General features: G+C 49.5%; 23 protein-coding genes and 8 pseudogenes. 9 read left to right on the top strand and 22 right to left on the bottom strand.

The window, feature by feature from the left end:
* Positions 1-184: 184 nt before the first annotated feature.
* From rfbD to ACD630_RS01870, 4 genes are all read right to left on the bottom strand, one after another.
* Positions 185-1,030 (bottom strand): dTDP-4-dehydrorhamnose reductase, encoded by an 846-nt coding sequence (gene rfbD, locus ACD630_RS01885; protein ID WP_430357945.1) that lies wholly within the window; start codon positions 1,028-1,030, stop codon positions 185-187.
* Positions 1,030-1,563 (bottom strand): dTDP-4-dehydrorhamnose 3,5-epimerase, encoded by a 534-nt coding sequence (gene rfbC / locus ACD630_RS01880; protein WP_430357944.1) that lies wholly within the window; start codon positions 1,561-1,563, stop codon positions 1,030-1,032. The genes rfbD and rfbC overlap by 1 nt, the downstream gene beginning before the upstream one ends.
* An 82-nt stretch (positions 1,564-1,645) precedes the next feature.
* Complete coding sequence (gene rfbA / locus ACD630_RS01875; RefSeq protein ID WP_430359848.1) at positions 1,646-2,521, bottom strand: glucose-1-phosphate thymidylyltransferase RfbA; 876 nt, start codon at positions 2,519-2,521, stop codon at positions 1,646-1,648.
* 173 nt (positions 2,522-2,694) lie between these two features.
* Positions 2,695-3,618, bottom strand: coding sequence for an IS5 family transposase (locus ACD630_RS01870; RefSeq protein WP_430357943.1), 924 nt, complete (start codon positions 3,616-3,618; stop codon positions 2,695-2,697).
* Between the two features lie 154 nt (positions 3,619-3,772).
* Between ACD630_RS01870 and ACD630_RS01865 the strand changes: the two genes are divergently transcribed.
* Positions 3,773-4,687, top strand: a complete 915-nt coding sequence (locus ACD630_RS01865; RefSeq protein WP_430357942.1) for a sugar phosphate nucleotidyltransferase — start codon at positions 3,773-3,775, stop codon at positions 4,685-4,687.
* Between the two features lie 289 nt (positions 4,688-4,976).
* On the opposite strand, the pseudogene ACD630_RS01860 reads toward ACD630_RS01865, so the two are convergent.
* The 6 genes and pseudogenes from ACD630_RS01860 to ACD630_RS01835 form a co-directional block, all read right to left on the bottom strand.
* Positions 4,977-5,900 (bottom strand): annotated as a pseudogene (locus ACD630_RS01860) (IS5 family transposase).
* A 60-nt stretch (positions 5,901-5,960) separates the two neighbouring features.
* Positions 5,961-6,110 (bottom strand): annotated as a pseudogene (locus tag ACD630_RS01855) (HipA domain-containing protein); the annotation flags it as partial.
* 15 nt (positions 6,111-6,125) lie between these two features.
* Positions 6,126-6,485: a hypothetical protein gene (locus ACD630_RS01850; protein WP_430357941.1), complete on the bottom strand. Its 360-nt coding sequence runs from the start codon at positions 6,483-6,485 to the stop codon at positions 6,126-6,128.
* 31 nt (positions 6,486-6,516) lie between these two features.
* Positions 6,517-7,362, bottom strand: a pseudogene (locus ACD630_RS01845) (IS5 family transposase).
* Positions 7,363-7,407: 45 nt separating this feature from the next.
* The gene (locus ACD630_RS01840; protein WP_430357940.1) at positions 7,408-7,674 is read right to left on the bottom strand and encodes a HipA N-terminal domain-containing protein; all 267 of its coding nucleotides are present in this window, start codon (positions 7,672-7,674) and stop codon (positions 7,408-7,410) included.
* A 237-nt stretch (positions 7,675-7,911) separates the two neighbouring features.
* Positions 7,912-8,019 carry a hypothetical protein gene (locus tag ACD630_RS01835; protein WP_430359847.1) on the bottom strand — a complete coding sequence of 36 codons (108 nt, stop codon included), beginning with the start codon at positions 8,017-8,019 and terminating at the stop codon, positions 7,912-7,914.
* Positions 8,020-8,174: 155 nt separating this feature from the next.
* Between ACD630_RS01835 and ACD630_RS01830 the strand changes: the two are divergent.
* The 5 genes and pseudogenes from ACD630_RS01830 to mgtA all read left to right on the top strand — a co-directional run bounded on the left by ACD630_RS01830 (position 8,175) and on the right by mgtA (position 13,687).
* Positions 8,175-9,200 (top strand): annotated as a pseudogene (locus ACD630_RS01830) (IS630 family transposase).
* Positions 9,201-9,216: 16 nt separating this feature from the next.
* A complete protein-coding gene (locus ACD630_RS01825) occupies positions 9,217-9,348 on the top strand; it encodes a transposase (RefSeq protein ID WP_430357939.1) in 132 nt (43 codons plus the stop codon).
* A 123-nt stretch (positions 9,349-9,471) separates the two neighbouring features.
* On the top strand, positions 9,472-9,741 hold the full coding sequence (locus ACD630_RS01820) for a GntR family transcriptional regulator (protein ID WP_430357938.1): 270 nt from the start codon (positions 9,472-9,474) through the stop codon (positions 9,739-9,741).
* Positions 9,711-10,220: a GntR family transcriptional regulator gene (locus ACD630_RS01815; RefSeq protein WP_430357937.1), complete on the top strand. Its 510-nt coding sequence runs from the start codon at positions 9,711-9,713 to the stop codon at positions 10,218-10,220. Before ACD630_RS01820 ends, ACD630_RS01815 begins: the two co-directional genes overlap by 31 nt.
* A gap of 758 nt (positions 10,221-10,978) precedes the next feature.
* Complete coding sequence (gene mgtA / locus ACD630_RS01810; protein WP_430357936.1) at positions 10,979-13,687, top strand: magnesium-translocating P-type ATPase; 2,709 nt, start codon at positions 10,979-10,981, stop codon at positions 13,685-13,687.
* A 99-nt stretch (positions 13,688-13,786) separates the two neighbouring features.
* Here the strand turns inward: mgtA and ACD630_RS01805 are convergent.
* The 3 genes and pseudogenes from ACD630_RS01805 to ACD630_RS01795 form a co-directional block, all read right to left on the bottom strand.
* Positions 13,787-14,614: pseudogene (locus ACD630_RS01805) on the bottom strand (LacI family DNA-binding transcriptional regulator); the annotation flags it as partial.
* A gap of 22 nt (positions 14,615-14,636) precedes the next feature.
* On the bottom strand, positions 14,637-15,170 hold the full coding sequence (locus ACD630_RS01800) for an IS630 family transposase (protein WP_430359846.1): 534 nt from the start codon (positions 15,168-15,170) through the stop codon (positions 14,637-14,639).
* Complete coding sequence (locus ACD630_RS01795) at positions 15,094-15,459, bottom strand: IS630 transposase-related protein (RefSeq protein ID WP_430357935.1); 366 nt, start codon at positions 15,457-15,459, stop codon at positions 15,094-15,096. Before ACD630_RS01795 ends, ACD630_RS01800 begins: the two co-directional genes overlap by 77 nt.
* Before the next feature lie 34 nt (positions 15,460-15,493).
* Here ACD630_RS01795 and ACD630_RS01790 point away from each other — a divergent pair.
* Positions 15,494-16,214: pseudogene (locus ACD630_RS01790) on the top strand (ORF6N domain-containing protein); the annotation flags it as partial.
* Here ACD630_RS01790 and ACD630_RS01785 read toward each other — a convergent pair.
* Positions 16,182-17,105, bottom strand: coding sequence for an IS5 family transposase (locus tag ACD630_RS01785; RefSeq protein ID WP_430357934.1), 924 nt, complete (start codon positions 17,103-17,105; stop codon positions 16,182-16,184). The pseudogene ACD630_RS01790 and the gene ACD630_RS01785 overlap by 33 nt on opposite strands.
* A 23-nt stretch (positions 17,106-17,128) precedes the next feature.
* Here ACD630_RS01785 and ACD630_RS01780 point away from each other — a divergent pair, with 23 nt between their 5' ends.
* On the top strand, positions 17,129-17,575 hold the full coding sequence (locus tag ACD630_RS01780) for a tail fiber assembly protein (protein WP_430357933.1): 447 nt from the start codon (positions 17,129-17,131) through the stop codon (positions 17,573-17,575).
* Positions 17,576-17,577: 2 nt separating this feature from the next.
* Complete coding sequence (locus ACD630_RS01775) at positions 17,578-17,703, top strand: hypothetical protein (RefSeq protein ID WP_430357932.1); 126 nt, start codon at positions 17,578-17,580, stop codon at positions 17,701-17,703.
* 69 nt (positions 17,704-17,772) lie between these two features.
* On the opposite strand, the pseudogene ACD630_RS01770 reads toward ACD630_RS01775, so the two are convergent.
* The 8 genes and pseudogenes from ACD630_RS01770 to ACD630_RS01735 all read right to left on the bottom strand — a co-directional run bounded on the left by ACD630_RS01770 (position 17,773) and on the right by ACD630_RS01735 (position 24,859).
* Positions 17,773-18,223 (bottom strand): annotated as a pseudogene (locus ACD630_RS01770) (phage tail protein).
* 332 nt (positions 18,224-18,555) lie between these two features.
* Entirely contained in the window at positions 18,556-19,296 is a 741-nt protein-coding gene (locus ACD630_RS01765) for a hypothetical protein (RefSeq protein WP_430357931.1), read from the bottom strand.
* A gap of 154 nt (positions 19,297-19,450) precedes the next feature.
* Positions 19,451-19,957 carry a phage tail tape measure protein gene (locus ACD630_RS01760; RefSeq protein ID WP_430357930.1) on the bottom strand — a complete coding sequence of 169 codons (507 nt, stop codon included), beginning with the start codon at positions 19,955-19,957 and terminating at the stop codon, positions 19,451-19,453.
* Between the two features lie 84 nt (positions 19,958-20,041).
* Positions 20,042-20,974, bottom strand: a pseudogene (locus tag ACD630_RS01755) (IS256 family transposase); the annotation flags it as partial.
* 114 nt (positions 20,975-21,088) lie between these two features.
* Positions 21,089-21,751, bottom strand: a complete 663-nt coding sequence (locus ACD630_RS01750; RefSeq protein ID WP_430357929.1) for an ABC transporter permease — start codon at positions 21,749-21,751, stop codon at positions 21,089-21,091.
* Complete coding sequence (locus ACD630_RS01745; protein ID WP_430357928.1) at positions 21,748-22,602, bottom strand: ABC transporter permease; 855 nt, start codon at positions 22,600-22,602, stop codon at positions 21,748-21,750. Before ACD630_RS01745 ends, ACD630_RS01750 begins: the two co-directional genes overlap by 4 nt.
* Entirely contained in the window at positions 22,599-23,729 is a 1,131-nt protein-coding gene (locus ACD630_RS01740) for an ABC transporter ATP-binding protein (RefSeq protein WP_430357927.1), read from the bottom strand. Before ACD630_RS01740 ends, ACD630_RS01745 begins: the two co-directional genes overlap by 4 nt.
* Positions 23,729-24,859, bottom strand: coding sequence for an ABC transporter substrate-binding protein (locus ACD630_RS01735; RefSeq protein WP_430357926.1), 1,131 nt, complete (start codon positions 24,857-24,859; stop codon positions 23,729-23,731). The genes ACD630_RS01740 and ACD630_RS01735 overlap by 1 nt, the downstream gene beginning before the upstream one ends.
* Positions 24,860-25,156: the final 297 nt, after the last annotated feature.

Here is a 25,156-nt window from a genome sequence, read left to right as displayed (position 1 = left end):
ACTAATCTGATGTAGTCAGGCTGCCTGCTGAGTTGCATGAAAATAAAGTATGGTCGGCGGTTAATTATGCGGGAGTTCCTTACAGGGAAGGTATTTTCCCTGTGGGAGATTCCCGCTTTTGCGGGAATGACAGAAAGTGCTGCGTGTGAATAGCTGATTATGAGAAATACGCTTAGCCAGTAAATTACAGGGTTTTTCTTAACGCACTTTGCCAGTCAGATAATGTAATGCCTAACGCTTTGATTTTGTTACCGGCAAGCGTTGAATAGGTAGGCCGGTGCGCAGGAGTGGGATATTGCGCTGTAGTAATCGGTGTGAGCGTCGGCGCTTTACTCAAAACCGCTTTCTGCACCGCCACAGCAAATATCGCCTGAGCGAATTCAAACCAGCTCACTTCTTTATCACCCGAGTAATGGTAGATGCCACCAGCAGCATTTTGTTGTAGCAGTGCAATAATCGCCTGTGCCAAATCCCCCGCATAGGTGGGGCAGCCACGCTGCTCGTCAACAATGCTTAACGCATCCCGATCTTTGCCTAAACGCAGCATGGTTTTCACGAAGTTATTGCCGTATTCACTAAACACCCAAGCGGTGCGCACGATAATAGCATCGGGTGCAGCCGCACTAACAGCGCGTTCACCCGCCAGTTTGGTGATGCCATAAACGCTGAGCGGATTGGTCGGGCTCGCTTCGGTGTAGGGCGTGCTGGCGTTGCCATCGAAAACGTAATCGGTTGAAACGTGCACCAAACGAATGCCGTGCTGCGCAACCACGTCTGCAAGATTAGCAGGGCCAGCGGCATTAATGCGTTCCGCCAATTCCACTTCACTTTCTGCTTTATCCACTGCCGTATAGGCTGCGGCATTGACAATGGCATCCGGTTTAAAAGCACTCACGGTTGCAGTAACTTGAGCCAGAACGGTGATATCCAATTCGGCAGAGTCAGTGGCAAGAATTTGCCAGTCTGCGGGTAATCTGTCTTGAAAACAGCGCCCAAGCTGGCCGTTTGCGCCGGTCAATAACACTCTCATTAATCCAGCTCCCTGAAGCGTTTACCTAGCTTATCCTTTTCTGAAAGCAACGGCGATTCCAGCGGCCATTCAATCCCTATGTCAGGATCGTTCCACAATAGGCAACCTTCATCGGAAGGTTGGTAATATTCTGTGCATTTGTATTCAAAGTCTGCGATGTCGGAGAGCACAGCAAAGCCATGTGCCAACCTTGGTGGTAGCCAAAACTGCGTTTTGTTTTCCTCGGTGAGTAACACGCCAAACCATTTGCCATAGCTAGGGGAATCTCGGCGAATGTCGACTACTACATCATAAACTTCACCACGCACTACACGCACCAGTTTTCCCTGTGGGCGTGTTTTCTGGAAATGCAGCCCACGCAGCACACCTTTCGTTGAACGTGAGTGGTTATCCTGCACAAAATCCAGATCGATGTTCAACATTTGCTGGTAACGATTTTTCTCAAACGTTTCTAAAAAGAATCCTCGTGCGTCACCAAAGACTTTAGGCTGAATAACTTTTGCACCATAAATAGGGGTATCGATAACTTGCATAGTGTTTTTAATAAGTAATAGGTTGAAAGTTAGTTTATCCTGTTCGAGATCCTCGGTATAAGCCGAGGATGACGCATGTCAGTTACTGCTGGGATTCTTCAATCACTCGCGCCAGATATTGCCCATATTGGGTTTTACTTAGCAATTGGGCTTCTTGAGCCACCTGCTCACGTGAGATCCAACCTTTGCGGAAGGCAATTTCTTCCAGGCAAGCAACCTTCATCCCCTGACGCTTTTCGATGGTGTGAATAAACTGAGAGGCTTCAATCAGGCTATCATGAGTGCCGGTATCCAGCCAGGCAAAACCCCGGCCAAGCAGTTCCACGTTGAGCGTGCCTTGCTCCAGATACATCTGGTTCAGCGTGGTGATTTCTAATTCACCGCGTGCGGAAGGTTTAACCTGCTTAGCCATTTCGAATACGTTATTGTCATAAAAATAGAGCCCTGTCACCGCCCAGCTAGATTTGGGCTTAAGGGGTTTCTCTTCAATCGAGAGGGCTTTGAAATCTGCATCAAATTCCACTACGCCAAAGCGCTCTGGGTCGGTCACCTGATAACCAAATACCGTTGCGCCTTGTTCTTGCGCTACCGCACTTTCCAGCTTTTTACCGAAGCTCTGGCCAAAATAGATATTGTCACCCAAAATCAACGCACAGCGCTTACCGTTAATAAACTCTTCACCGATGATGAACGCTTGAGCCAGCCCGTCAGGGCTCGGCTGCTCCGCATAGCTGAGGTTGATACCAAAGTGGCTGCCATCACCTAACAGGCGTTGGAATGAGGGAAGGTCTTCGGGGGTACTGATAATCAAGATATCCTGAATGCTTGCCAACATCAGTACTGAGAGTGGGTAATACACCATGGGTTTGTCATAGATGGGCAGTAGTTGCTTCGATATGCCACGGGTGATGGGGTAAAGTCTGGTGCCAGAACCGCCTGCCAATACGATGCCTTTCATTGTTTTAACCTTTGCTATGGATACTTGAAGTAGCTGGTTGAGATCATACAATATCGATGCGGAATTGTTTGAACTATAAGAATAGTTACGCATTTCATGTAGCGTTGTGAGTAATTGGGGCTTTGTTGAATAAATCAGAACTTGTAACGACTGCGCCCCATACGGGTCGATTGTTACGTGATGCGAATACTGTTCGGCATTCCTAATAGCGTGATCAGGTTAAGCGCTTTGACCATGGCCATGGCTTCACCCACCTGACCATCGTAGTCTCTCAGACTTAGATGACCACCCAGAAGCCTTTTGAACCGGAACATGGCCGTTTCAGCCACTGAGCGCCGGTGATAGCCCACTTTCTTTTTCCAGATATCGTTACTACCGCTAATGCGCTGATTTGCGACAGCGTGGTTACGCTCGTGGTAGCGATCTTGCCAATATTGCGCCCCCCTTCGTGGCGGGATAAGCGGCCTTATTTTCTTCCTCAGCAGAGCATCATAGCAGTAAACTGTATCGTAAGCGCCGTCAGCCGATGCCTCTCTGATTTTCCGGTGGGTCTGGTTTATCAGCGCCGGTAGAGCTTGGGCATCAGTCGTACCACTGAGCGACAAATCCGCACAGATAATCTCATGCGTCACACTGTCTACTGCCAGGTGCAACTTACGCCATACCCTGCGTCTGTCGGCACCATGCTGCCGGACTTTCCATTCTCCTTCGCCAAAGACCTTCAGGCCGGTTCCATCAATGACCAGATGTGAGATTTCACCAGAGGTTGGCGTTTTTATGCTGATGTTCACTGTCTTTGCTCGCTTGCTGAGCAGCGAATAGTCTGGACAATGGAGCGACAATTTAATCAGTTTAAAAATCGAGTCACCAAAGCCCTGTAAAGCCCTCAATGAAAGGCCAAACACGCGTTTCATCATCAGGACTGTGATGATGGCCATATCTGAGTAGTGGAGCGGTCGTCCACGCCGTTCAGTAGTGTTTTTTTCCGTCCATGCAGCAATGGCTGATTCATCTAGCCATACGGTTAGAGAACCGCGCTGCTTGAGGGCCTTGTTATAAGAGGGCCAGTTGGTGATTTTAAAATTTTGTTTTGCCATGGAGACCTGATTTTGAAACAACTGTGTTGATCTGCTCCGATGATTACCCAAAAGTTCTATTTATTCAACAAAGCCAGTAATTGGGTGTAACCTTATTCTCACAGGTACGTTATGATGGCAGAAGAATGACAACGGATAACAAGAGAGTTAATGCATGGCAACAACATTGAAAGCGATTATCCCCGTCGCCGGTCTGGGTATGAACCTGCTGCCGGTAACAAAAGCGATCCCAAAAGAGATGCTGCCGTTGGTGGATCGTCCGGTAATCGAGAAAATCGTTAACGAGTGCGTCAATGCCGGTATCAAAGAGATTGTGCTGGTTACACACGCCTCAAAAAACGCCATTGAAAACCACTTCGATACCTCTTTCGAGCTGGAATCTTTGCTGGAAGAGCGGCAAAAACGCCAACTGCTGGCAGATGTACAAGCCATCTGTCCTAAGGGCGTGACGATTATGAACGTGCGCCAGGGTGAAACACTGGGGTTGGGCCACGCCGTCAGCTGCGCGCGACCTATCGTGGGCAACAATCCGTTTGTAGTGGTGTTGCCGGATGTGGTGATGGATGAAGTCAGTGCCGATCAGAGTAAAGAGAATCTGGCACAGCTGATCGCACGTTTTGAAGCAACGGGCCACAGCCAGGTGCTGGTGAAACACCGCCCTTATGAAGTGCTACCGGAGTACTCAGTGGTGGAATGCGCTAAGCCATTGAACCACGCAGGTGACGCCGCGGTTATCACTTCCATGATTGAGAAACCGGAAGTGCCACCGGAAGAAGGGTCAGATTTGTCGGCGGTCGGGCGTTATGTACTCTCTGCTGATGCTTGGTCTATTCTGGAAAAAACGCCTGCCGGTGCTTGGGGGCGTATCCAACTGACCGATGCCATTGCCGAACTGATTGAGCAAAACCATCAGGTAGATGCGGTGCAGATCGCAGGCCGCAGCTTTAACTGTGGGCGCAAGCTGGGTTACATGCAGGCATTTGTCGCTTATGGCCTGCGTAATCCTGAATTTGGCGATGCGTTTAAAGCCAGCATTAAAGCCCTGCTGAGCAAACCAGAAAACGTGTAATTATTGATTTTTTCAGTAATTGGCCCACCATGGTATGGATTCATACCATGGTGGGTTATTGGTATCCATGCTGTATCGCATAATAAAAACGGTCTCTTACAAAAATTGATCTGATTTTCTCTTTTTAGTTCTTTTTTTATCGATTTTTACAAAAACATTATTTGTTGAATTACTTTTTGATAATGACTCACTGATGGATACCTTGAGCTCTGGATAGGTGTGGAATAAATCACCGGCTTTGTTGAATAAATCAAAACTTGTAACGACTGCACCCCATACGGGTCGATTGTTACGTGATGCGAATACTGTTCGGCATTCCTAATAGCGTGATCAGGTTAAGCGCTTTGACCATGGCCATGGCTTCACCCACCTGACCATCGTAGTCTCTCAGACTTAGATGACCACCCAGAAGCCTTTTGAACCGGAACATGGCCGTTTCAGCCACTGAGCGCCGGTGATAGCCCACTTTCTTTTTCCAGATATCGTTACTACCGCTAATGCGCTGATTTGCAACAGCGTGGTTACGCTCGTGGTAGCGATCTTGCCAATATTGCGCCCCCCTTCGTGGCGGGATAAGCGGCCTTATTTTCTTCCTCAGCAGAGCATCATAGCAGTAAACTGTATCCTAAGCGCCGTCAGCCGATGCCTCTCTGATTTTCCGGTGGGTCTGGTTTATCAGCGCCGGTAGAGCTTGGGCATCAGTCGTACCACTGAGCGACAAATCCGCACAGATAATCTCATGCGTCACACTGTCTACTGCCAGGTGCAGCTTACGCCATACCCTGCGTCTGTCGGCACCATGCTGCCGGACTTTCCATTCGCCTTCGCCAAAGACCTTCAGGCCGGTTCTATCAATGACCAGATGTGAGATTTCACCACGGGTTGGCGTTTTTATGCTGATGTTCACTGTCTTTGCTCGCTTGCTGAGCAGCGAATAGTCTGGACAATGGAGCGACAATTTAATCAGTTTAAAAATCGAGTCACCAAAACCCTGTAAAGCCCTCAATGAAAGGCCAAACACGCGTTTCATCATCAGGACTGTGGTGATGGCCATATCTGAGTAGTGGAGCGGTCGTCCACGCCGTTCAGTAGTGTTTTTTTCCGTCCATGCAGCAATGGCTGATTCATCTAGCCATACGGTTAGAGAACCGCGCTGCTTGAGGGCCTTGTTATAAGAGGGCCAGTTGGTGATTTTAAAATTTTGTTTTGCCATGGAGACCTGATTTTGAAACAGCTGTGTTGATCTGCTCCGATGATTACCCAAAAGTTCTATTTATTCAACAAAGCCCATGGCAATGCGTTGTTGATCTTGAATGTCAAACCGCTCCATAATAAAAAGCTCTTTATTCTCTGATAGATAAAAGTTTGGAACGGTGAGGCCACACAGTTTTGCCAGCGACATGCAGATAAACTCATTTTCTGCTAGCCGGGGAAATTCCTAGTCTCCCGTTTTCGCTATCAGGTTGGGATAGAGCACCGCCCCTTTGCTTTCTGCGCTAAACATTACCTTAGGTTGAACGCCTGAAACAGATGTTTGCAGGAGGTATTTATTGAGCAGGTAGCTAAATGCACTTTCTTTTAAATCCCACTTTAATAAATTGCCAAGATTTTCTGAGGAGGGTTTAGGAAAATTGATGCCACTATCATAAGATAATGCGCCTATTCCAGTATAGCCAAGCGACATTATTTTGATAACAATTAGCTGTATTTTTTGCCACATATCAGGGCATTGGCTGTAATCATTTTTAAGTCGGTTGGCTATATCTTGTTGTAGTGCAAGAAACAGCATGTCGGTCACGGTACCGGCATAGCGTTGTAGGCTGTGTCCCTTAATTGCGTAACCGGCGGTAAAACAAGCGGATGCAGCCCAGTTTCACCATTGCTAGATACTTTCTTGCCATTTTTTCATAACGTGTGGCGATCCGTCGATATTCCTTTAAACTGCCAAAACACCTTTCCACAACGTTGCGATGGCGATAAGCATCACGATCAAGTTGCGAGCGTCCATCTGAAGCCAGTTTTTCATTTGATTTTCGGGGGAATAACCGTTTTTATCCCTCTTTTTTTCAATTCGTTACGTAGTGCATTCTCAGAGTAGGCTTTGTCAGCCAGTACTGCATGGCCATGACGCTTCATGCTGCCGTTCTGGTGTTGCACGCCAATTCCGTCCAGGAGTCGTAACGCAAACAGGCTTTCGTGACCCTGCCCAGCACTCAGTTCGATGTTTAGCGGGATGCCACTTCCGTCAGCTGCCATGTGGATTTTGGTGCCATAACCACCTCGTGAGCGACCCAAGCTATTATCGTTGGTAATATCGAGATGTTTTTTTGAGCACCAGCCGCACATTTGAGCGCACGGATATTACTGCCATCCAGCGCAGTGGCTGACCAGTCAACAACTCCATGAGTATCAAGAAATGAAAGTAACTTATTGAAAATAATGTTAATAATTCCAGACTTTAACCATCTATTGAAACGGTTATAAACGGTTTTCCATGGGCCATAACGTTCAGGTAAATCACGCCATGGTGCGCCTGAACACAGTATCCAGAACATGCCGTTGAAGATTTTTCTATGTTCTGCCCACGGCCGGCCGGCCCGCGGAGATGTCAAAACGGTTGGCAACAAGGGCTCAATGATTACCCATGCTTCATCAGAAAGATCGTAGCGAGCCATAATCAAAAGTGTCGTAGAAACAGATGGATACTATAGCTCAAGCAATTAAGGGACACAGCCTAGTTTTTCTGATATATGATGCCGTATAAATCCTTCTGGAATATTCATTTCAAAAATGGGAAATAATCTTCCAGAGTTATAAATCATTTTTTGTGCGGTGGACATGGTGACCGAGATAGTTGGGCTGTTATCATTATCATAACTAAAATGATAGCTACCTTTGTCAAACGAGAGTCTCCCTGAATATCCCATCGGCGTATTCACGCTAATGTGCTTTATAGGTTGCGATAGTATATTGAGGTCAATCGTCATTAAACAGTGTCTCCAAATCATCGAATTGCGGCAGATGGGTGGACTGCACCGGCTTTGTTGAATAAACATATTTTATGCTGCACCCTCGGTGAAACGACAGATCCTCGCAACGCAAAATCATGCAGTTAGGCCTCATAAGAAAACTGTAAACCTGAGGTGACAAGCATTTTCTACCAAAACTGGCTGGCAAAACAGCATGACTCACTATTATTCAACAAAGCCGACTGCACCGTCAATTCAAGGCCTAATGCAGTGGTATGCGGTAAACAACTTTAGTGAGCCGGTGTAATTGCCGTTCTCTATTTCAGATATCACTGTTCGATGTATACCAGCACGTTTAGCCATGTTGCTTTGCGTCCAGCCGAGTGCTTTACGTTTTTGCCGGCATTTGATGCCTATCGCTTTCATATTGGGCAGCATAACGACTCCTTTGTTGTTATATACCCGTGATCATTGAAGATGCTTGATTTTACGCGGTAAGAAGATCATGCTCACCCACTATGAAGATATTTATTACCGACAACCAAAAAGCCGAACTCGAACACCTTCATGACACCAGTCGTGATAAGCGTGTTTGTGATCGCATCAAAGCCGTCCTGCTGGCCTCCGAAGGCTGGAGCTCTGCGATGATTGCGCAAGCTCTGCGTCTGCACGAAACGACGGTAAACCAACATATCAACGATTACGTCAACACTCGCAAACTTAAACCTGAAAACGGTGGGTCTGCAAGTCGGCTTTGTGCTGAAAAGACTGCGCTCTTAATCAGCTAGTTATCTCAACATCTCTTCCATCATACCCACGACATCGTGGCTTATGTCGAACATCGCTGGGCTATCCGATTCAGTATTCCCGGCATGAACAAGTGGTTGCACCGTCATGGTTTCTCCTACAAAAAACCGGCGGGCGTCCCCCATGAATTCAGTGAAAAAAATCAGAAGCATTTCATTGAATATTATGAGAATTTAAAGAAAACAGCCGGCAATAAGCCGATTCTGTTTATCGATGCGGTTCATCCGACACAAGCCACAAAGCTCAGTTATGGATGGATACGAAAAGGGCATAAAAAGTCAGTTAAAACAAGGGGAAGTCGAACCCGTCTGAATATACTGGGTGCGCTGAATCTGAGCGATATCGGCGGTACGGTTATTCAGGATTACAAAACAATTAATGACTACAACATTGCTCGTTTTTTCATTGAGATACGCAAACGTTACCCTGATTACCGACAGAGAATCCATGTAATACTGGACGGTGCGGGTTATCACCGAACCCAATTGATTAAGGATTGGGCCTTTGTCGTGAACATAGAGCTTCACTATTTACCGCCTTACAGTCCGAATCTGAACGCGATAGAACGCCTGTGGAAAGTGATGAATGAGCATACACGGAATAATCGCTATTTTGAAAACACCCGCGATTTTCGGGATGCAATATTCAATTTTTTCACCAATACGCTACCAGAAATAGCGGACTCGCTGACGTCCAGAATTCACGATTGTTTTCAGGTGCTCAAACCTGCATCTTGAGGTTTATTGGGTATATATGGTGGAGTATTTGCCTACATATTCGCCAGATCTTAACCCCATTGAGCATAAATGGGCACAAGCAAAAAAAGAGAGAGTGGTTGCGATACAGAGATTTTGTTCTCAGTCCATATGGTGTAATCAAAATTAAGTCGCTTGATTATATCTGTACTATTGTTCACGTACAAGCGCAGTTAAATGTACGAACAAATTTAAATGTACGGACAAGATAGAATGTACGGATATTAAAGCGAAAGCGTTTTAGCGCAGCTTTGTGATATTGATCAGCTATGCGGGAAAAAAACCGTTGCTTATGAAAGAATCGTTGTATCGGCGCATTGTGCGTGAACTTGCACAGCAAATCCTTTCCGGACAGTACCCGGTGGGCTCCCTGTTACCGACGGAAATGGCGCTGTGCGAACACTATCAGGTCAGCGGACACACCATGCGAGAGGCGCTTCGCGACCTGACCGAACAGGGATTGATACGCGACGCAAGGGGTCAGGCACACAAGTGGCTGACAAAGCGCAGCATGAAGGGCTAAACCACCCGCTGGCTTGTCTGGAAGATCTGTTTTTTCTAGCGAAAAACAATCCGCGCGTAGTGAAAAGGATTGATGAAGTGGTTGCTGACTATGACCTAGCACAGACTATCGGCTGTGAGCCGGGATCTCGTTGGCTACACGTTGCCAGCATTCGGGAAGACAGCGAAAACAAAGACGCCCCCATCTGCTTGACAGACAGCTACGCCAGCGCCACCTTCACCAAAGTGCGCCAATTGGTGCGCAGCGATCTGATCGAAACCCACTACGGCATTCAAAGTGAGGAGGTGCGGCAGACCATCTCTGCGGTCACCGTGTCAGCGAAAATTGCCAAGGTGCTGGGCGTTGAGCTAGGATCGCCCACACTGAAGATTGTACGCTGCTATCAGGATCGCGATGGCAATACGTTTGAAACCACGATTTCGGTGCACCCTGCCGATCGCTATGCGTGTTCTATCGTACTGACGCGGGCAAAAGGCTGAGAACATCGCGTTCCTCATGAAACGGATATGAATCACTCACACGTTGCAGATACGTTTAGAATTCAGCAGTTATAGTGCGCGCAGTATAACTACGGAGAGAAATTTTTGGACAGTCAAAGCGATATACGTTGTGAAAACATTGATCATGAGGGCATCGATCGTGTAAGCACTGATCGTAAAAACAACAGCATTATCTCTCCGGCAAACTGACACACCCTAATGTGCGTAGCTTGCCGGTAACGGCAGGCGGCGCAATCAGCATTTCGATCACGATTGCATCCCTCTGTTAAACGTTTATCCATGACGGCAGATACGGAAAGCCGTATAAACAGGAAGCATCAGGATGCATCTCTACACTTACGCACTCTTCCCTCCCGGCCATCAGCGCCTTTATATCCAGTAATTACTTGCTTTCAGGCAGCGCTGAAGGCTTTATAGCAGCGCACCACCACCTTAAAGCAAAGCGATCATACTGAATACACGCCCGGTTTTTCTGGATATTCTGGCGCTCTTGGCGTTCCGGCATCACTACGTTCACGTTATCGCTTCTCAGCGGTTAAGGAGCCGAAATGGACGATCACCCCAGTCAGCAATCTACAACGCGTTGCAAAGGATGACACGCTAACTCGTTTGCTTCTCCATCCTCTCTGCCACGCATAACAATTAGTCCGTTTGCACATCATGCCCTTGAAGGACGGCTTCTCCACGTCTTTAAAAAGACGTCCTGAAAGCGATGTGCCTAAAAATGAGTAACGGTTATGACTCAGATGTTAGAAAACTTGCCCGTTCGCCGTCAGCAGTCGGTAAAAAAAAGCTACCTTATTGCAGATGAAGCGACAAAAAGCCTTGATAGCACCTTGACCTCGCTTTCTAGCAACCTGGACGGTTTGGTTGAGGCTGAGGCAAAGGAGCGCTTACTTGAAAATGGTCCCAACCAGGTAGCGCAAGAGAAAGCGCCTCCCGCGTTAACACAGCTCATCAGTGCCTTTAATAACCCCTTTATTTTTATTTTACTGGCATTGGCCGCCATCGGTACGTTTACCGATTATTGGCTGCCCTTGCAGCGCGGAGAAGAGAGCGATTTAACGGGTACCATCATCATTCTGGTCATGGTAACGCTGAGCGGTCTGCTGCGTTTCTGGCAAGAGTTCCGTACTAATCAGGCAGCAGAAGCGTTGAAATCGCTGGTGCGCACCACCGCCACCGTACTGCGCCGCGCCCATCCCAATGCTCGCGCGGGATGCCGTGAGATCCCTCTGCAAGCGTTAGTACCTGGCGATATCATTTTACTTTCGGCAGGTGACATGGTGCCCGCAGATGTAAAACTGGTTGAATCACGCGATCTGTTTATCAGCCAGGCAGTCCTCACCGGTGAATCCCTTCCCGTAGAGAAATATGACACCTCAGCCCATGTGGCAGAGAAATCCTGTCAGACGCCTGTCGATCAGAAGGGGGGATCTCTGCTGGAAATGGGCAATATCTGCCTGATGGGCACCAATGTCTCCAGCGGAATCGCCAAAGCCGTTGTAGTGGCTACCGGCAATCACACCTACTTTGGTTCGTTGGCTAAATCCATCATAGGCACTCGGGCGCAAACGGCGTTCGATCGCGGTGTCAACAGCGTGAGCCGCTTGTTGATCCGCTTTATGTTGGTGATGGTGCCCGTGGTATTGCTGATTAACGGTTTTACTAAAGGTGACTGGGCCGAAGCAGCGCTTTTTGCGTTGGCCGTCGCGGTTGGTCTGACGCCAGAAATGTTGCCAATGATTGTCACAGCCAACCTGGCGAAAGGGGCAATCAGAATGTCGCGCAGCAAAGTAGTCGTCAAGCATCTCAACGCCATCCAAAACTTTGGTGCCATGGATGTGCTCTGCACCGACAAAACCGGGACATTGACGCAGGATCGCATCATTCTCGAGCACCATCTGTGCGTCAACGGTAGAGAGAGCGAGCAGGTGCTGAGACTGGCCTGGTTGAACAGCTTTCATCAAAGCGGGATGAAAAATCTGATGGACAAGGCCATCATCCGCTTCGGCAAGGAAAAGCCGGACATTGCGGCGCTGACCCAACATGACAAAATCGATGAGCTGCCCTTTGATTTTATTCGCCGCCGCCTGTCCATTTTACTCAACAGCGGAAACCAGCAGTACCAGTTGATCTGTAAGGGCGCGCTAGAAGAGATGCTCGCCATTGCGACTCATATCGACGATAACGGTGAAAAGCATCCACTGGACGATGCCCGTCGTAGCGCGCTGCTTGCACTGGCAGAGCGTTATAACCAGCAGGGTTTCCGTGTATTGATGATAGGAACGCGTGAATTTGGTGCCAGCGATTACCACTTCCCACTTAGCGAAGCCGATGAGCGGGACATGGTAATCCATGGCCTATTGACCTTCCTCGATCCTCCGAAACCCTCATCCGCTTGCGCGATCACCGCACTGCGAGAAAACGGTGTGCAGGTCAAAGTGCTCACGGGCGACAACCCGGTGGTATCCAGCAAAGTGTGCAAAGATGTTGGGCTTGATGCAGACCAGCCACTGCTTGGTGCGGATATCGATAAAATGGATGATGCCACGCTAGCGCGCGAAGTTGAGCAACGTACACTGTTTGTCAAGCTGACGCCGATGCAAAAATCGCGCGTACTAAAAATGTTGCAACGCAACGGTCATACCGTCGGCTTTTTGGGGGATGGTATCAACGATGCTCCGGCACTGCGTGATGCTGATGTCGGTATTTCGGTGGATACCGCAACGGATATCGCCAAAGAGTCAGCAGAAATCATTCTGCTGGAAAAAGACCTGATGGTACTGGAACAAGGGGTGATCACCGGACGTGAGACATTCGGCAATATCATCAAATACCTGAACATGACCGCCAGTTCTAACTTCGGTAACGTGTTTTCCGTGTTGGTTGCCAGCGCCTTTATTCCCTTTTTACCGATGCTGGCCATTCATCTGCTGCTGCAAAACATGATGTACGACATCTCCCAGCTCAGCCTGCCGTGGGACAAAATGGATAAGTCGTTCTTACAGCGCCCGCGCAAATGGGATGCAAAGAACATTGGTCGCTTTATGCTATGGATTGGACCGACCTCTTCGTTGTTCGACATTACGACCTTTGCCGTGATGTGGTATGTGTTCGCCGCCAACAGCGCCGAGCATCAGGCATTATTTCAGTCAGGCTGGTTTGTTGAAGGGCTGTTGTCGCAAACGCTGGTAGTGCATATGTTGCGCACGCAGAAAATTCCCTTTATTCAAAGCACCGCAGCGCTACCGGTGATGCTGACCACCGCATTGATCATGGCGATCGGGATCTATATTCCGTTCTCACCACTGGGGGCGTATATCGGTTTAACGCCGCTTCCATGGGAATATTTCCCCTGGTTGGTCGGCACCTTACTGAGCTACTGCCTGCTCACTCAGGTGATGAAACGCATCTATATCCGACGTTTCGGCCAGTGGTTCTAAGCTGAACAGACGGTTACTCACGCAACATTGCGCGTCTTTTGCCCTGCGGCGTGAGTCATCTTAATCGTAGAGTTTCTCTTCATCACCGCGCGTTGGCGTTCAGCTGGCGTGCAGTCGTTTGACGGAGGCATTAAGCGCCATCGTACCATGCAGCAAAATGTTGCTGGCAGGGCGCAGTGGTGATGCCAGACGCTGCTGCAATAACCTGATCGCCTCCTCGCCCAATTCATCACGCGGCACATGCAGCGAGGTCAGCGGAATATCATGCAACGCCAACAGGTTAAAACCATCGATGCTCATGATGGAAATATCCTGCGGTACGCGCATCCCCGCATGTTGCAGCGCATTCATTGCTCCTAACGCCATAAAATCGCCGCCGGCTAAAATATAGCCAAGCGACATTATTTTGATAACAATTAGCTGTATTTTTTTGCCACATATCAGGGCATTGGCTGTAATCATTTTTAAGTCGATTGGCTATAGCGGTTGGTCGCTGATCGTTCGGGCATTGTGCGAGAAACTCCGTCAGCGTTCACTTTCTGCAGCGCTAAAACCGTTTGCCAGCAGCAGATGGCGTGGCTCGTCAAAAGGAAGATTATGGGCGTTAAGCGCTTCACGGATCCCTTGTAAACGCCACTCCATGGTATAGCGCCGCAAGCAGACAAGATTGAGAATGTTATGGTACCCCTGCTCAATCAAATACTGCATCGCCACTTGGCCAATCAAGCGCTGATCCGGTGAGACGCTGGATAAACGCATCTTTCTGTCATAGCTGTTAATCAGGATACAGGGTTTACCCAAATCCGCCGCTAGGGCGTGAATATAGGGATCATCTATCCCGATTAGCAGGGCTGCTTCCGTAAGGGGATCGTTCATTTTTTCCAGAAACAGAGCTGCATCACTGTTGTTTTCTTCCAGTCCACAGTATAGCCAAACGACTTAATTTTGATTACATCATATGGACTGAGAACAAAATCTCTGTATCACAACCACTCTCTCTTTTTTTGCTTTTTACTTGTGCCCATTTATGCTCAATGGGGTTAAGATCTGGCGAATATGTAGGCAAATACTCCACCATATACCCTGCATCGATGATGACTTGTTGAATATTATGTTTTTTGTGAAAAGTTGCATTGTCCATCACGATTACCCTGTTTTTAGGGAGTACTGGGATAAGGACTTGTGTGACCCAGGAATAGAAAACATCGCTGTTAATATTGATATCAAATAATCCGATAGCAAACAGCGTTGTGCCTAATAAAGCGCCGATAACATTTGTTCTTCCCTTGGCTCCCCCGTTCTTCAGCCCAAAACACCGTTGACCTTTTGGGGAATAGCCGTGAGTCCGTGGGGTATCGTGTGGAAAACCACTTTCATCAATAAAAACAATAGGTTTACCTTCTTTTTCATACTGTTGTATTTTTTGTTGAAATGCTTGCCGGGCGCTTTCGTCGGCTTTCGGATGACGTAGAGTTTTTTTTATAGGTCAATCCCAGCTTTTTAAGAGCTTGCCAAATGGCCTTCTGACAAACGCCAAAACGCTCTGCACGTTCTTTTTGGTAAGCATCTGGATATGGTTCAACATCTTTTATCAACTCGGATTTATCGCTCTTTCGCTGACGCGTGGTCGATGCTTTTGACGCTATTTGATTAATCCAACGCAATACAGAGACAGGGCCAATCCGAAATTGCTTCGCTGTTTCTCGGATACTCAACCCTTCTTCTTCCCGTGTAGATATCACTTTACGTCTAAAATCAATTGAATAGCTCATTTAAATAATCTAATCAAAATTAAGTCGCTTTGCTATACTCGCTAACCTATATGGAACCGATTGCGAAAACGTAAAGAAAAACTACGGTCGCAACATAGATCGCTTTGTTGAAGGTAAGCACTATAGCCAACCGACTTAAAAATGATTACAGCCAATGCCCTGATATGTGGCAAAAAAATACAGCTAATTGTTATCAAAATAATGTCGCTTGGTTATACTTCAAGCTCGAGGGCGAGAAATTACGTGAGTTTAAGCACAAGGTGACTAATTGTCCCTTTGTGAAAATCGTTCGCAACGTCCGGCATCTGATGCTCTGGACAGAACGCGGAGTGGCCCGTCACGCCAAAATGCTCGAAACCGATCAAGCATGGGAAGTATTCGAAAAGTTGGAGGACTGCTCCTTCAATCAACGTCAGCGAGATCTCTTCGATACTGATTCTGCCATCACTCTCACGATACCGAGAGAAGGGCGTTGGCTGGTTTGTTACCGAAATAGACAACATCAGATTATTAATATCGATGGCAAGGACGGTGTCGATGGCGAGTATATCCGAAAACTGCGGCGCGATGTCCATCTGCTCGTTCAGACACTACAGGATTTTGGCTATCGCACATTAGTTATAGCCAACCGACATTATTTTGATAACAGCCAGCTATGCTTTTTTGCGGCTTTGTTGAATAAATCAGAACTTGTAACGACTGCGCCCCATACGGGTCGATTGTTACGTGATGCGAATACTGTTCGGCATTCCTAATAGCGTGATCAGGTTAAGCGCTTTGACCATGGCCATGGCTTCACCCACCTGACCATCGTAGTCTCTCAGACTTAGATGACCACCCAGAAGCCTTTTGAACCGGAACATGGCCGTTTCAGCCACTGAGCGCCGGTGATAGCCCACTTTCTTTTTCCAGATATCGTTACTACCGCTAATGCGCTGATTTGCGACAGCGTGGTTACGCTCGTGGTAGCGATCTTGCCAATATTGCGACCCCCTTCGTGGCGGGATAAGCGGCCTTATTTTCTTCCTCAGCAGAGCATCATAGCAGTAAACTGTATCGTAAGCGCCGTCAGCCGATGCCTCTCTGATTTTCCGGTGGGTCTGGTTTATCAGCGCCGGTAGAGCTTGGGCATCAGTCGTACCACTGAGCGACAAATCCGCACAGATAATCTCATGCGTCACACTGTCTACTGCCAGGTGCAGCTTACGCCATACCCTGCGTCTGTCGGCACCATGCTGCCGGACTTTCCATTCGCCTTCGCCAAAGACCTTCAGGCCGGTTCCATCAATGACCAGATGTGAGATTTCACCACGGGTTGGCGTTTTTATGCTGATGTTCACTGTCTTTGCTCGCTTGCTGAGCAGTGAATAGTCTGGACAATGGAGCGACAATTTAATCAGTTTAAAAATCGAGTCACCAAAGCCCTGTAAAGCCCTCAATGAAAGGCCAAACACGCGTTTCATCATCAGGACTGTGGTGATGGCCATATCTGAGTAGTGGAGCGGTCGTCCACGCCGTTCAGTAGTGTTTTTTTCCGTCCATGCAGCAATGACTGATTCATCTAGCCATACGGTTAGAGAAGCGCGCTGCTTGAGGGCCTTGTTATAAGAGGGCCAGTTGGTGATTTTAAAATTTTGTTTTGCCATGGAGACCTGATTTTGAAACAACTGTGTTGATCTGCTCCGATGATTACCCAAAAGTTCTATTTATTCAACAAAGCCAGTTTTCACCAGATTATCGCGGAAAAACGGTTTACAGCACGGAAACACGGCAGGAACAGACTGTAACCCAATTCGGCGAACTGCCGGATAATGTCACGCAGCTGAAGCCAGAAAGCGAGTTCGATGCGTGGGACGGTAAAAAGTGGGGGCTTGATAAGGAAGCGCAAGCGGCTGCTGCGCACAAAGTTGCGAAGCAGGAACTTGTATCCCGCAAAGCGAGCGCGGCGTCACGCATTAATGAACTAACGTACGCAGTCAATCTCGATATTGCCACGGATGAAGAAAAAGCCGCGCTGACTGAATGGCAAAAATACGCGGTACTGTTGAGTCGTGTTGATGTGAATGCCACGGATATCGAGTGGCCGGAACAGCCACAATATAGCCAACCGACTTAAAAATGATTACAGCCAATGCCCTGATATGTGGCAAAAAAATACAGCTAATTGTTATCAAAATAATATCGCTTGGCTATAATGGGCGTTATTTCTTTCAGCCCGCCACATTCGGCGGGCTTTGTTTGTAGATCACAGTTATTTTTATCTACGTTGCAGCACAGAGCATGAAGACTGTGTTGAGCATCAGAATAACCCTTTCACCGCTTTACCGCATCATTAGCGCTGCTGCGTGCATTCTCCATCAGGTCGCTGAATGACGAAGATTGCAGCCGCTCGCGCAAATCTTCATCACAGCGCTGAAAGCTCAGCGAAAACGCTATCTTTTTCGCCTTGCCATAGCGATCAAGTTCGGTTCGCGTTGTCTGCATGCCAGTGAGCACATACATGCCGTAAATCTGCCCGGTGCCCTCGATCAGCGGCCAGGGACGGCCGCTGTACGCCTGAGTATTCAGGGCGGGACAGCTCACCGCCGGTGATTTCCGGGTACAGAACGCCGTCCAGCGTGATTTGATCTTCTCCCGCGCCGATGTACTGCCATTTTGCCGAGCGGTTGATACGCTCATTTTTAACGTGCCGCCATCGCTTCGACTGGCGTAGCTGCTGGTGTGGCAAGGTCTTCAGTTCAAACACAAACAGCCCGTAAACCATCATCATGGTGACTTTCTCCTGTTAATCTGCGTCTCTGAAACTGCCGCGCTTCATCCGGTCGAGGCGCGCCAACTCAGCGTTAAGTTTTTCACTGACAATGCGCCCGATTTCGCGCGCGTCCTCCCGCTCTGCGCCGTGCAGATGGATATGGATTTCAGGCGGAAGCGAGCCTGCTGCGGAAGGCAGCGACGGCGCTCGGTTGGTGGGTGAAACGGGCGGAAGTTCCGCCCGAAACACGGGTTGTGACGCAGCAACGAACACGGGGCGCGAGGTGATTGCCGCGATATCGGCGTCAGGTTGCCTTTCCAGCGTGCTGGGTCTGGCACCGGTTTTTACCGTTGGCAGGCTGGCAAGCTGGGATCCCTGCCACTCCCCCGCACTGCCAGTGCGCGCGGCAGGTTTTTAAAGACGATATCGCCGGGGCCAATCCGCTTTTTGGTTTCGTCCAGCAGGCCGGTAGTGTTGTCCGCCATTTTTTGTAAGCGGCGCTGGGTGCCTGTCTCGCCGGTTAACAGCGGTGGCGAGGTGATTGTGGGCGGCCTGGTATTCCCGTCCCTGCTCTCGTCAGGTTTGGGCGACCCGCTCCAGCCCTTTTGCACCATTTTTTTCTGCTGTGGATCCCATTCCCACATAACGGGATCTTTCTTCAGGTTTTCCGCCTTGATGCGCGCCGCTTCCAGACCGGACGGGATAAGCTCGAGTTTTTCCAGTACCCAGCCGATCCCCTCCATCAGTTTTTGCAACGGCCACAGCAACACAGTGAACGCGGCACCTAACACCCGGCCAAAGGTTTCACCGGCTGACGTGCATTTTTCCAATGCCTGACGGCTGCTATCTACGGGCGTGAACAGTTTCACAAACCCGTCCCACACCCGGCCAACCGCACCACCGATTGCGCCGAAAACCCGTGTCAGGGTAAAAAACGCATCCCGGAACGGCGCAAGCTGCTGCATGATGCCGCTGAACATACCGCTGAAAAAGGCTTTGATCGGCTCCCAGTTACGCCAGATAAGCGCACCGACACCGACAAACGCGGCACCGATAAGCCCTATCGGGCTTGACAGCGCCGACAATGCCCCCCCAACAGGGACACCGCACCGGTGATAATGCCCCATATGGCAGGCAAACCGGTGAGGCGCAACAACAGGCCGCCAATGCCTTTACCCAGAGACACCAACGCCGAAAGCGGCGAGGTGAATACAGAAAACAGCATGCCGCGCACGGGTGTCAGCAGCGCAGAAAACCGGGAAAAGCCCCCCGCCACGTCACCCAGCATTTGAAACATCGTGATCGCGCCGCCAGCGAAGTGGCCCCAATCGCCGCCGTCAGGGTTAAAGCACTGCCGCCCATAAGCAGTAAGGTTTGGGTGAGTTTGGGGTTATCTTTACCCCATAGCATCATGCGGTTAATAACATTGCTCAGACCCTGGGTGAGTTGTCGCAGTGGCCCATCTGCGGTTTCTGCTATCTGGATGCGAAACCCTTCCCAGGCGCTATCTAACTCTTTCAGATCGCCGCCCAGGTTATCGGCCATCACCCTAGCGGCTTTTTGTGCTTCACCGCTGGCGTTTTTTAACTCCCCGGCCAATTTACCGAGTGCGCCACTGCCCGCAGCCTGAACTAACGTTTGCAGACCAACAAAGGCTTCTTCACCTGCAATATCTTTAAAAAAGGAAACCTGAGCGGTATTGCCATATTTTTTGGTGGCTTTATACAAATCAAGCAATATAGCCAAGCGACATTATTTTGATAACAATTAGCTGTATTTTTTTGCCACATATCAGGGCATTGGCTGTAATCATTTTTAAGTCGGTTGGCTATACTTCGCTGAAAACCTTGCCAACAAAACATCAAAGGCTTCATTAGCGGCATCGCGGCTCTCTGCTAGCCAAACCTCCCGCAGCTCAGCCTTAACTTTCGGTTGCATGGCTTTGGGGAGTGAAGCCAACACATTAGCGGTTTTGTGCACCCAACAGCGTTGGTGCTGCGTGTCCGGGAATATCTTTGCCATTGCATTCCAAAAACCAAGGGCACCGTCTCCCGTAGCCAGCTTGGGAGATACGGTTAGGCCACGTGCTCGCAGGCCATTAAGAAGTTCGGCCCAGTTTGCTTCTGACTCTCGATAACCATCTTCGACCGCAACCAGCTCCTTACGTCCATGCTCAGTGACGCCGATAATGACCAGCAGGCAAAGGCGATCATCTTGCCTGACATGGCTGTATATGCCATCGGCCCAGAAATAAACGTAGCGCGTATCGCTTAAATCACGCAGGCACCATTGTCTGTGCTCTTCAAGCTATTGCTGTTTCAGTCTGCTGATAGTACTGGCAGAGAGGCCATTAGCTTTTTCACCGAGAAGCGCCCTCAGGGCTTCGTGAAAATCACCGGTGGATATGCCTCGCAGGTACAGCCATGGTAGCAACTCTTCGACGCTTTTTGCACGTTTCAGATAAGGCGGCAACAACGCGCTGTTGAAGCATATTCCGTTGCCGCTGCGCTCCCTGACCTTAGGCACTTTAATTTCAACATCCCCAATACCCGTCTGTATGGTTCGCGGTGGCAAATAGCCGTTACGAACGACAGCATGACGCCCGTCGTCAAGGCGGCGTTCAGCATGTTGTTGCAGCATGGCTTCGAGCTCAACCTCAACGGCGGCAGCTATCAGTTGCCTGGCACCATTACGAATGAGTTCATGCAAGGGATCAGCGGCAATATCTGGTTCTGCGGAGACCTGTAGGGTAGACTTTTTCATGGGGTATCATCTCTCTGTTGTTGAAATCATCCACGAAATCAATCAGCAGGATACGCCCCCTCCCCGAAACCCCGTACACCAGAAATGAGCATAACTCCCATTTCGGCAACCACTTCACGGATCGCCTGATCGTTCGCCGCCGCTGATTGTTTGATGCACTCGATTTCCTGCGGAATTTGAACTGAGAAACGAGAAAATCGCTGCCGAGAACATACCCGGTGCGGCAAGCGGCAGCGTGATGCGTCGTAATACGTTGAAGTGGCTGGCCCCTAGGCTCATTGCCGCCTGCTCTAAACGATAATCCATGCCTTGCAGCGTCGAAGACAAAATAATGGTGGCAATCGGCAGCGCAATCAGGGCATGCCCGATAACAATACGGGTGAAGCTGTTAAACAGTGCCAACTCGGAAAAGAAGAAGAACAGCGTCAACACCGCAATCACGTTAGGCACAATCATCGGCAACACGATCAGCGCATACACCAGCGTTTTGCCGACAAAACGACAGCGCACCAGAGCCAGAGCGGCAAACAGCGCCAGTACCATGGCTAACAAGGTGGACATTAGCGCAATGGTAAACGACAGGCCGATAGCCTGTAGCCACTGTGAGTCCTGCAAAATCGCGCGCATCCACTTCAAAGAGAATCCTTGCGGTGGAAACGACAAATAGCTATTGGTACTGAATGCCAGAGGAAAGATCATCGCAATCGGGACCAACAAAAAAGCGAGGGTCAACAGCGTGATCAGTAGCGGCAGCCAGCCGGGGCGGTTTCCGTTCATCCTTTCGCCTCAAAAAGTCGTTCCAATCCCACAACCCGAACATAGACCCAAAACAGCAATAAGGTGCACAGCAGCAGCAACGCAGACAGCGCCGACGCGAAGCCCCAGTTGAAATAGACTTCCAACTGATTTTCGATAACCATGGCGATCATGCTGTCGCGCGGGCTGCCCATCAGCGCCGGTGTCACGAAGAAGCCAATAGACAAAATAAACACCAGCAGGCTACCTGCGGCAACGCCAGGCAGCGACAGCGGCAAAAAGATGCGCCCAAAGGCTCGAAAGCGCGAAGCACCAAGGCTATACGCGACCCGCAGCAATTGCGGATCGATGCCGCGCATCACGCTGTAAAGCGCCAGTACCATATAGGGCAGCAAGATGTAGGTCATACCGATTAACACGCCGAGCGGGGTATACATCAGTTTGAGCGGCGTATCGATAAGCCCCAACGCGCGCAGCACCTGATTGACAAACCCATCACTGCCCAACAGCATCATCCAGGCATAAGTGCGCACCAACACACTGGTAAAATGGGGGATAACGATGATGACAATCGCCATACTGGCTAATCGCGCAGGGAGTTTGCACAACACCCAGGCCACCGGATACCCCAACAGCAACGTCACCAGCGTGACGAGCAGCGAGGTGCGCAGCGTAATCCACAGCACTTGCAGCCAGACCGGCTCCTGTACAATGCGCGCAAAGTGTTTGCTGGTAAAACCGGGATCGAACAGGCTGTAACCGAGCATTTTCGCCAGCGGAATCAGCAAAAAAATCGTCAGGGCCAGCAGCGTTGGAGCCAGCAATAGCCAGGGTTTCCAGCGACTCAGACGCCTGTCATCACGCCCGCTCATCGCTGAACCTCGGCGGGAATAAACCAGAGACTTTCCGTTGCCCACCCGATACGCACGCTGGCACCCGGCCGCAGTGTCCCCTCCAACGCCGAGTTCTGTAACTGTGCTAATAGCGTCGCGCCATCACTCAGCACCAGCGTTAATTTAAGCGTATGCCCCAGATAGAGCATTTCAGCAATGGTGGCGCTAAGCGGCAAATGGGCTGATGTATCCCCCGGCAGGCCAATATGAATATGCTCAGGCCGCAGCACCGCAAAGACCGACTCCCCTACCCTTAGATGAGCAACGCCCTTACCGCACACCGTTTCACCGCTTGAAAGGCGCACGTCATAGCCGTGTTGCTGAATGGCGCTTATCTGACCGTCGATAAAGTTGGATTGGCCAATAAATTCAGCCACCCAGCGATTCTTTGGTTTGGTATAGAGATCGTGCGGGGTATCAATTTGGGCAATCCGCCCCTGTTGCATCACAGCAATACGATCGGACAAGGTCAAGGCTTCTTCCTGATCGTGGGTGACGAACACCACCGTAGAGCCGGAAGTCACATGCAGCCGTTTTATTTCCAACTGCATATGTTCGCGCAGCTTTTTATCCAGAGCACCCAGCGGCTCGTCCATCAACAGTGCCGCCGGGGAAAAGATCAACGCACGCGTCAGCGCAACGCGCTGCTGCTGCCCACCGGACAGCTCGCGCGGCAAACGATGCCCTTTATCATCAAGCTGGATCAACGCCAACGCATCCGCCACTTTCTGCTTGATGTCACGACGCGCCACGCCGCGCATTTCCAGCGGAAACGCCAAGTTATCCGCCACCGAGAGGTGCGGAAACAGCGTGTAGTGCTGAAACACCACGCCAAGGTCGCGTTTTGCCGGGGGCAAATGCGTAATATCCTGATCGTTAATCAGGACGCGTCCTTGGCTGGGTTCGGTAAAGCCCGCAACCATCATCAACATGGTGGTTTTTCCTGAACCGCTGGCACCGAGCAACGTCACAAACTCGCTTGGCGCAATCGCCAAATCCAGATTATCGACAACAGCAGCCTGTTCGTAGCGCCGGGTCAGCCCCTCAAGGCGGAGTGCAGCTCCCGGCTGACGCCGGGAGCTACGGTGTGTTGAATCCGTTTTCATTACCCCTGACCCAAGATCCATGGTTGCCAGATTTTGCCCACTTCCTCAATGTTATCTGTCCACCACTGCGCATTTTGTACAAAGGAGCGCGAGTAATACTCAGGGTTGGAAGGCAGTTTCACCAAATCCTCTGGACGAACAAACTGGAAGGCTTTTTTATTGGTGGGACCATAGGCGATAAACTGGGTAATTTTCGCCTGAACCTCGGGCTGTAACGCAAAATCAATCAGCAGCTGCGCATTTTCCGGGTTCGGCGAGCCTTTCAGCACGCTCCAATACTGCAACTGCTGTTTAATCTGGTTCCACTCAATGGCTAACGGCGCGCCCTGATCGATCAGCGCTTGTGCACGACCGTTCCACAAAGCCCCTAACACCGCTTCTTTGCGCTCCATCAATTGTACGGATAGCGCCCCAGTATCCCACCATTTCACGACATGGGGTTTGATTCGGCTCAGAGAAGCAAACGCATGCTTGATATCAATCGGGTAGATGTCTTTCATGTCTACGCCATCGGCAAGCAAGGCAAATTCCAGCTCAGTAGAACTGGTGCGCAGATCCGTTAAGGTACGCGGACCGGGGAAACGTTCCGCATCCCAAAATTCTGCCCAAGTACGCGGATGGTTGCCATCACGGAAGACATCCGTGTTGTAAACCATCACAGTCGAGAAGAACAGGTTACCGACTATATTGGGACGGCGTACTTCGGGGAAGATATCGTCGGGATTGGTAAACTTCATGCCCGCGTAGTTGATTGGCATCAACGCGCCGGCCGCATTGAGGTTGGTTTGTGTGACATCGCCGATATCCAGCACATCAAGCGTCACACGTCCTGCTTTGATCATTGCCATGATCTGCGCAGCCGTAGAAGGCTGAATGATCACTTTAATGCCGGTCAATTCCGTAAAAGGTTTATAGACCGCATTTTCCAGCGCTTCCTGATAGCTTCCACCAATCCCGCGCACAATCACTTCTTTGCTGGGTGCAGCAAAAACCGCAGGTGAGAGGGCACCGAGCAGAGCCCCTGCACCAATAATCGATGTTTGTTTTATTAAGCGACGACGATCGGCATTAACCCCTTCATCAACGCTGGACGGCATGAAACCCTGTTGCTTTTCGTTTCCTTTGTTCATATGTTTTCCTTTGAGAAACAAACGGTAAGAAACTACTTTTCTCTGATGTCAGCAACATAAGACACGGTTTAATCAAAACGAGGATTAAACAAAAAATGGTGTTCCAGCAACACATTGATTAGTCAAATATAGCCAAGCGACTTAAAAATGATTACAGCCAATGCCCTGATATGTGGCAAAAAATACAGCTAATTGTTATCAAAATAATGTCGCTTGGCTATAATGAAACGAAGGCGCGAAGGTATTTCTTTATCATGTTACAGCGGTGGCAATAACCACCGCTATTTTAGTGCTTAT

The sequence above is a fragment of the Symbiopectobacterium sp. RP genome (assembly GCF_050472005.1).
GTDB lineage: Bacteria > Pseudomonadota > Gammaproteobacteria > Enterobacterales > Enterobacteriaceae > Symbiopectobacterium.
This window is presented reverse-complemented; position numbering and strand designations above follow the sequence as displayed.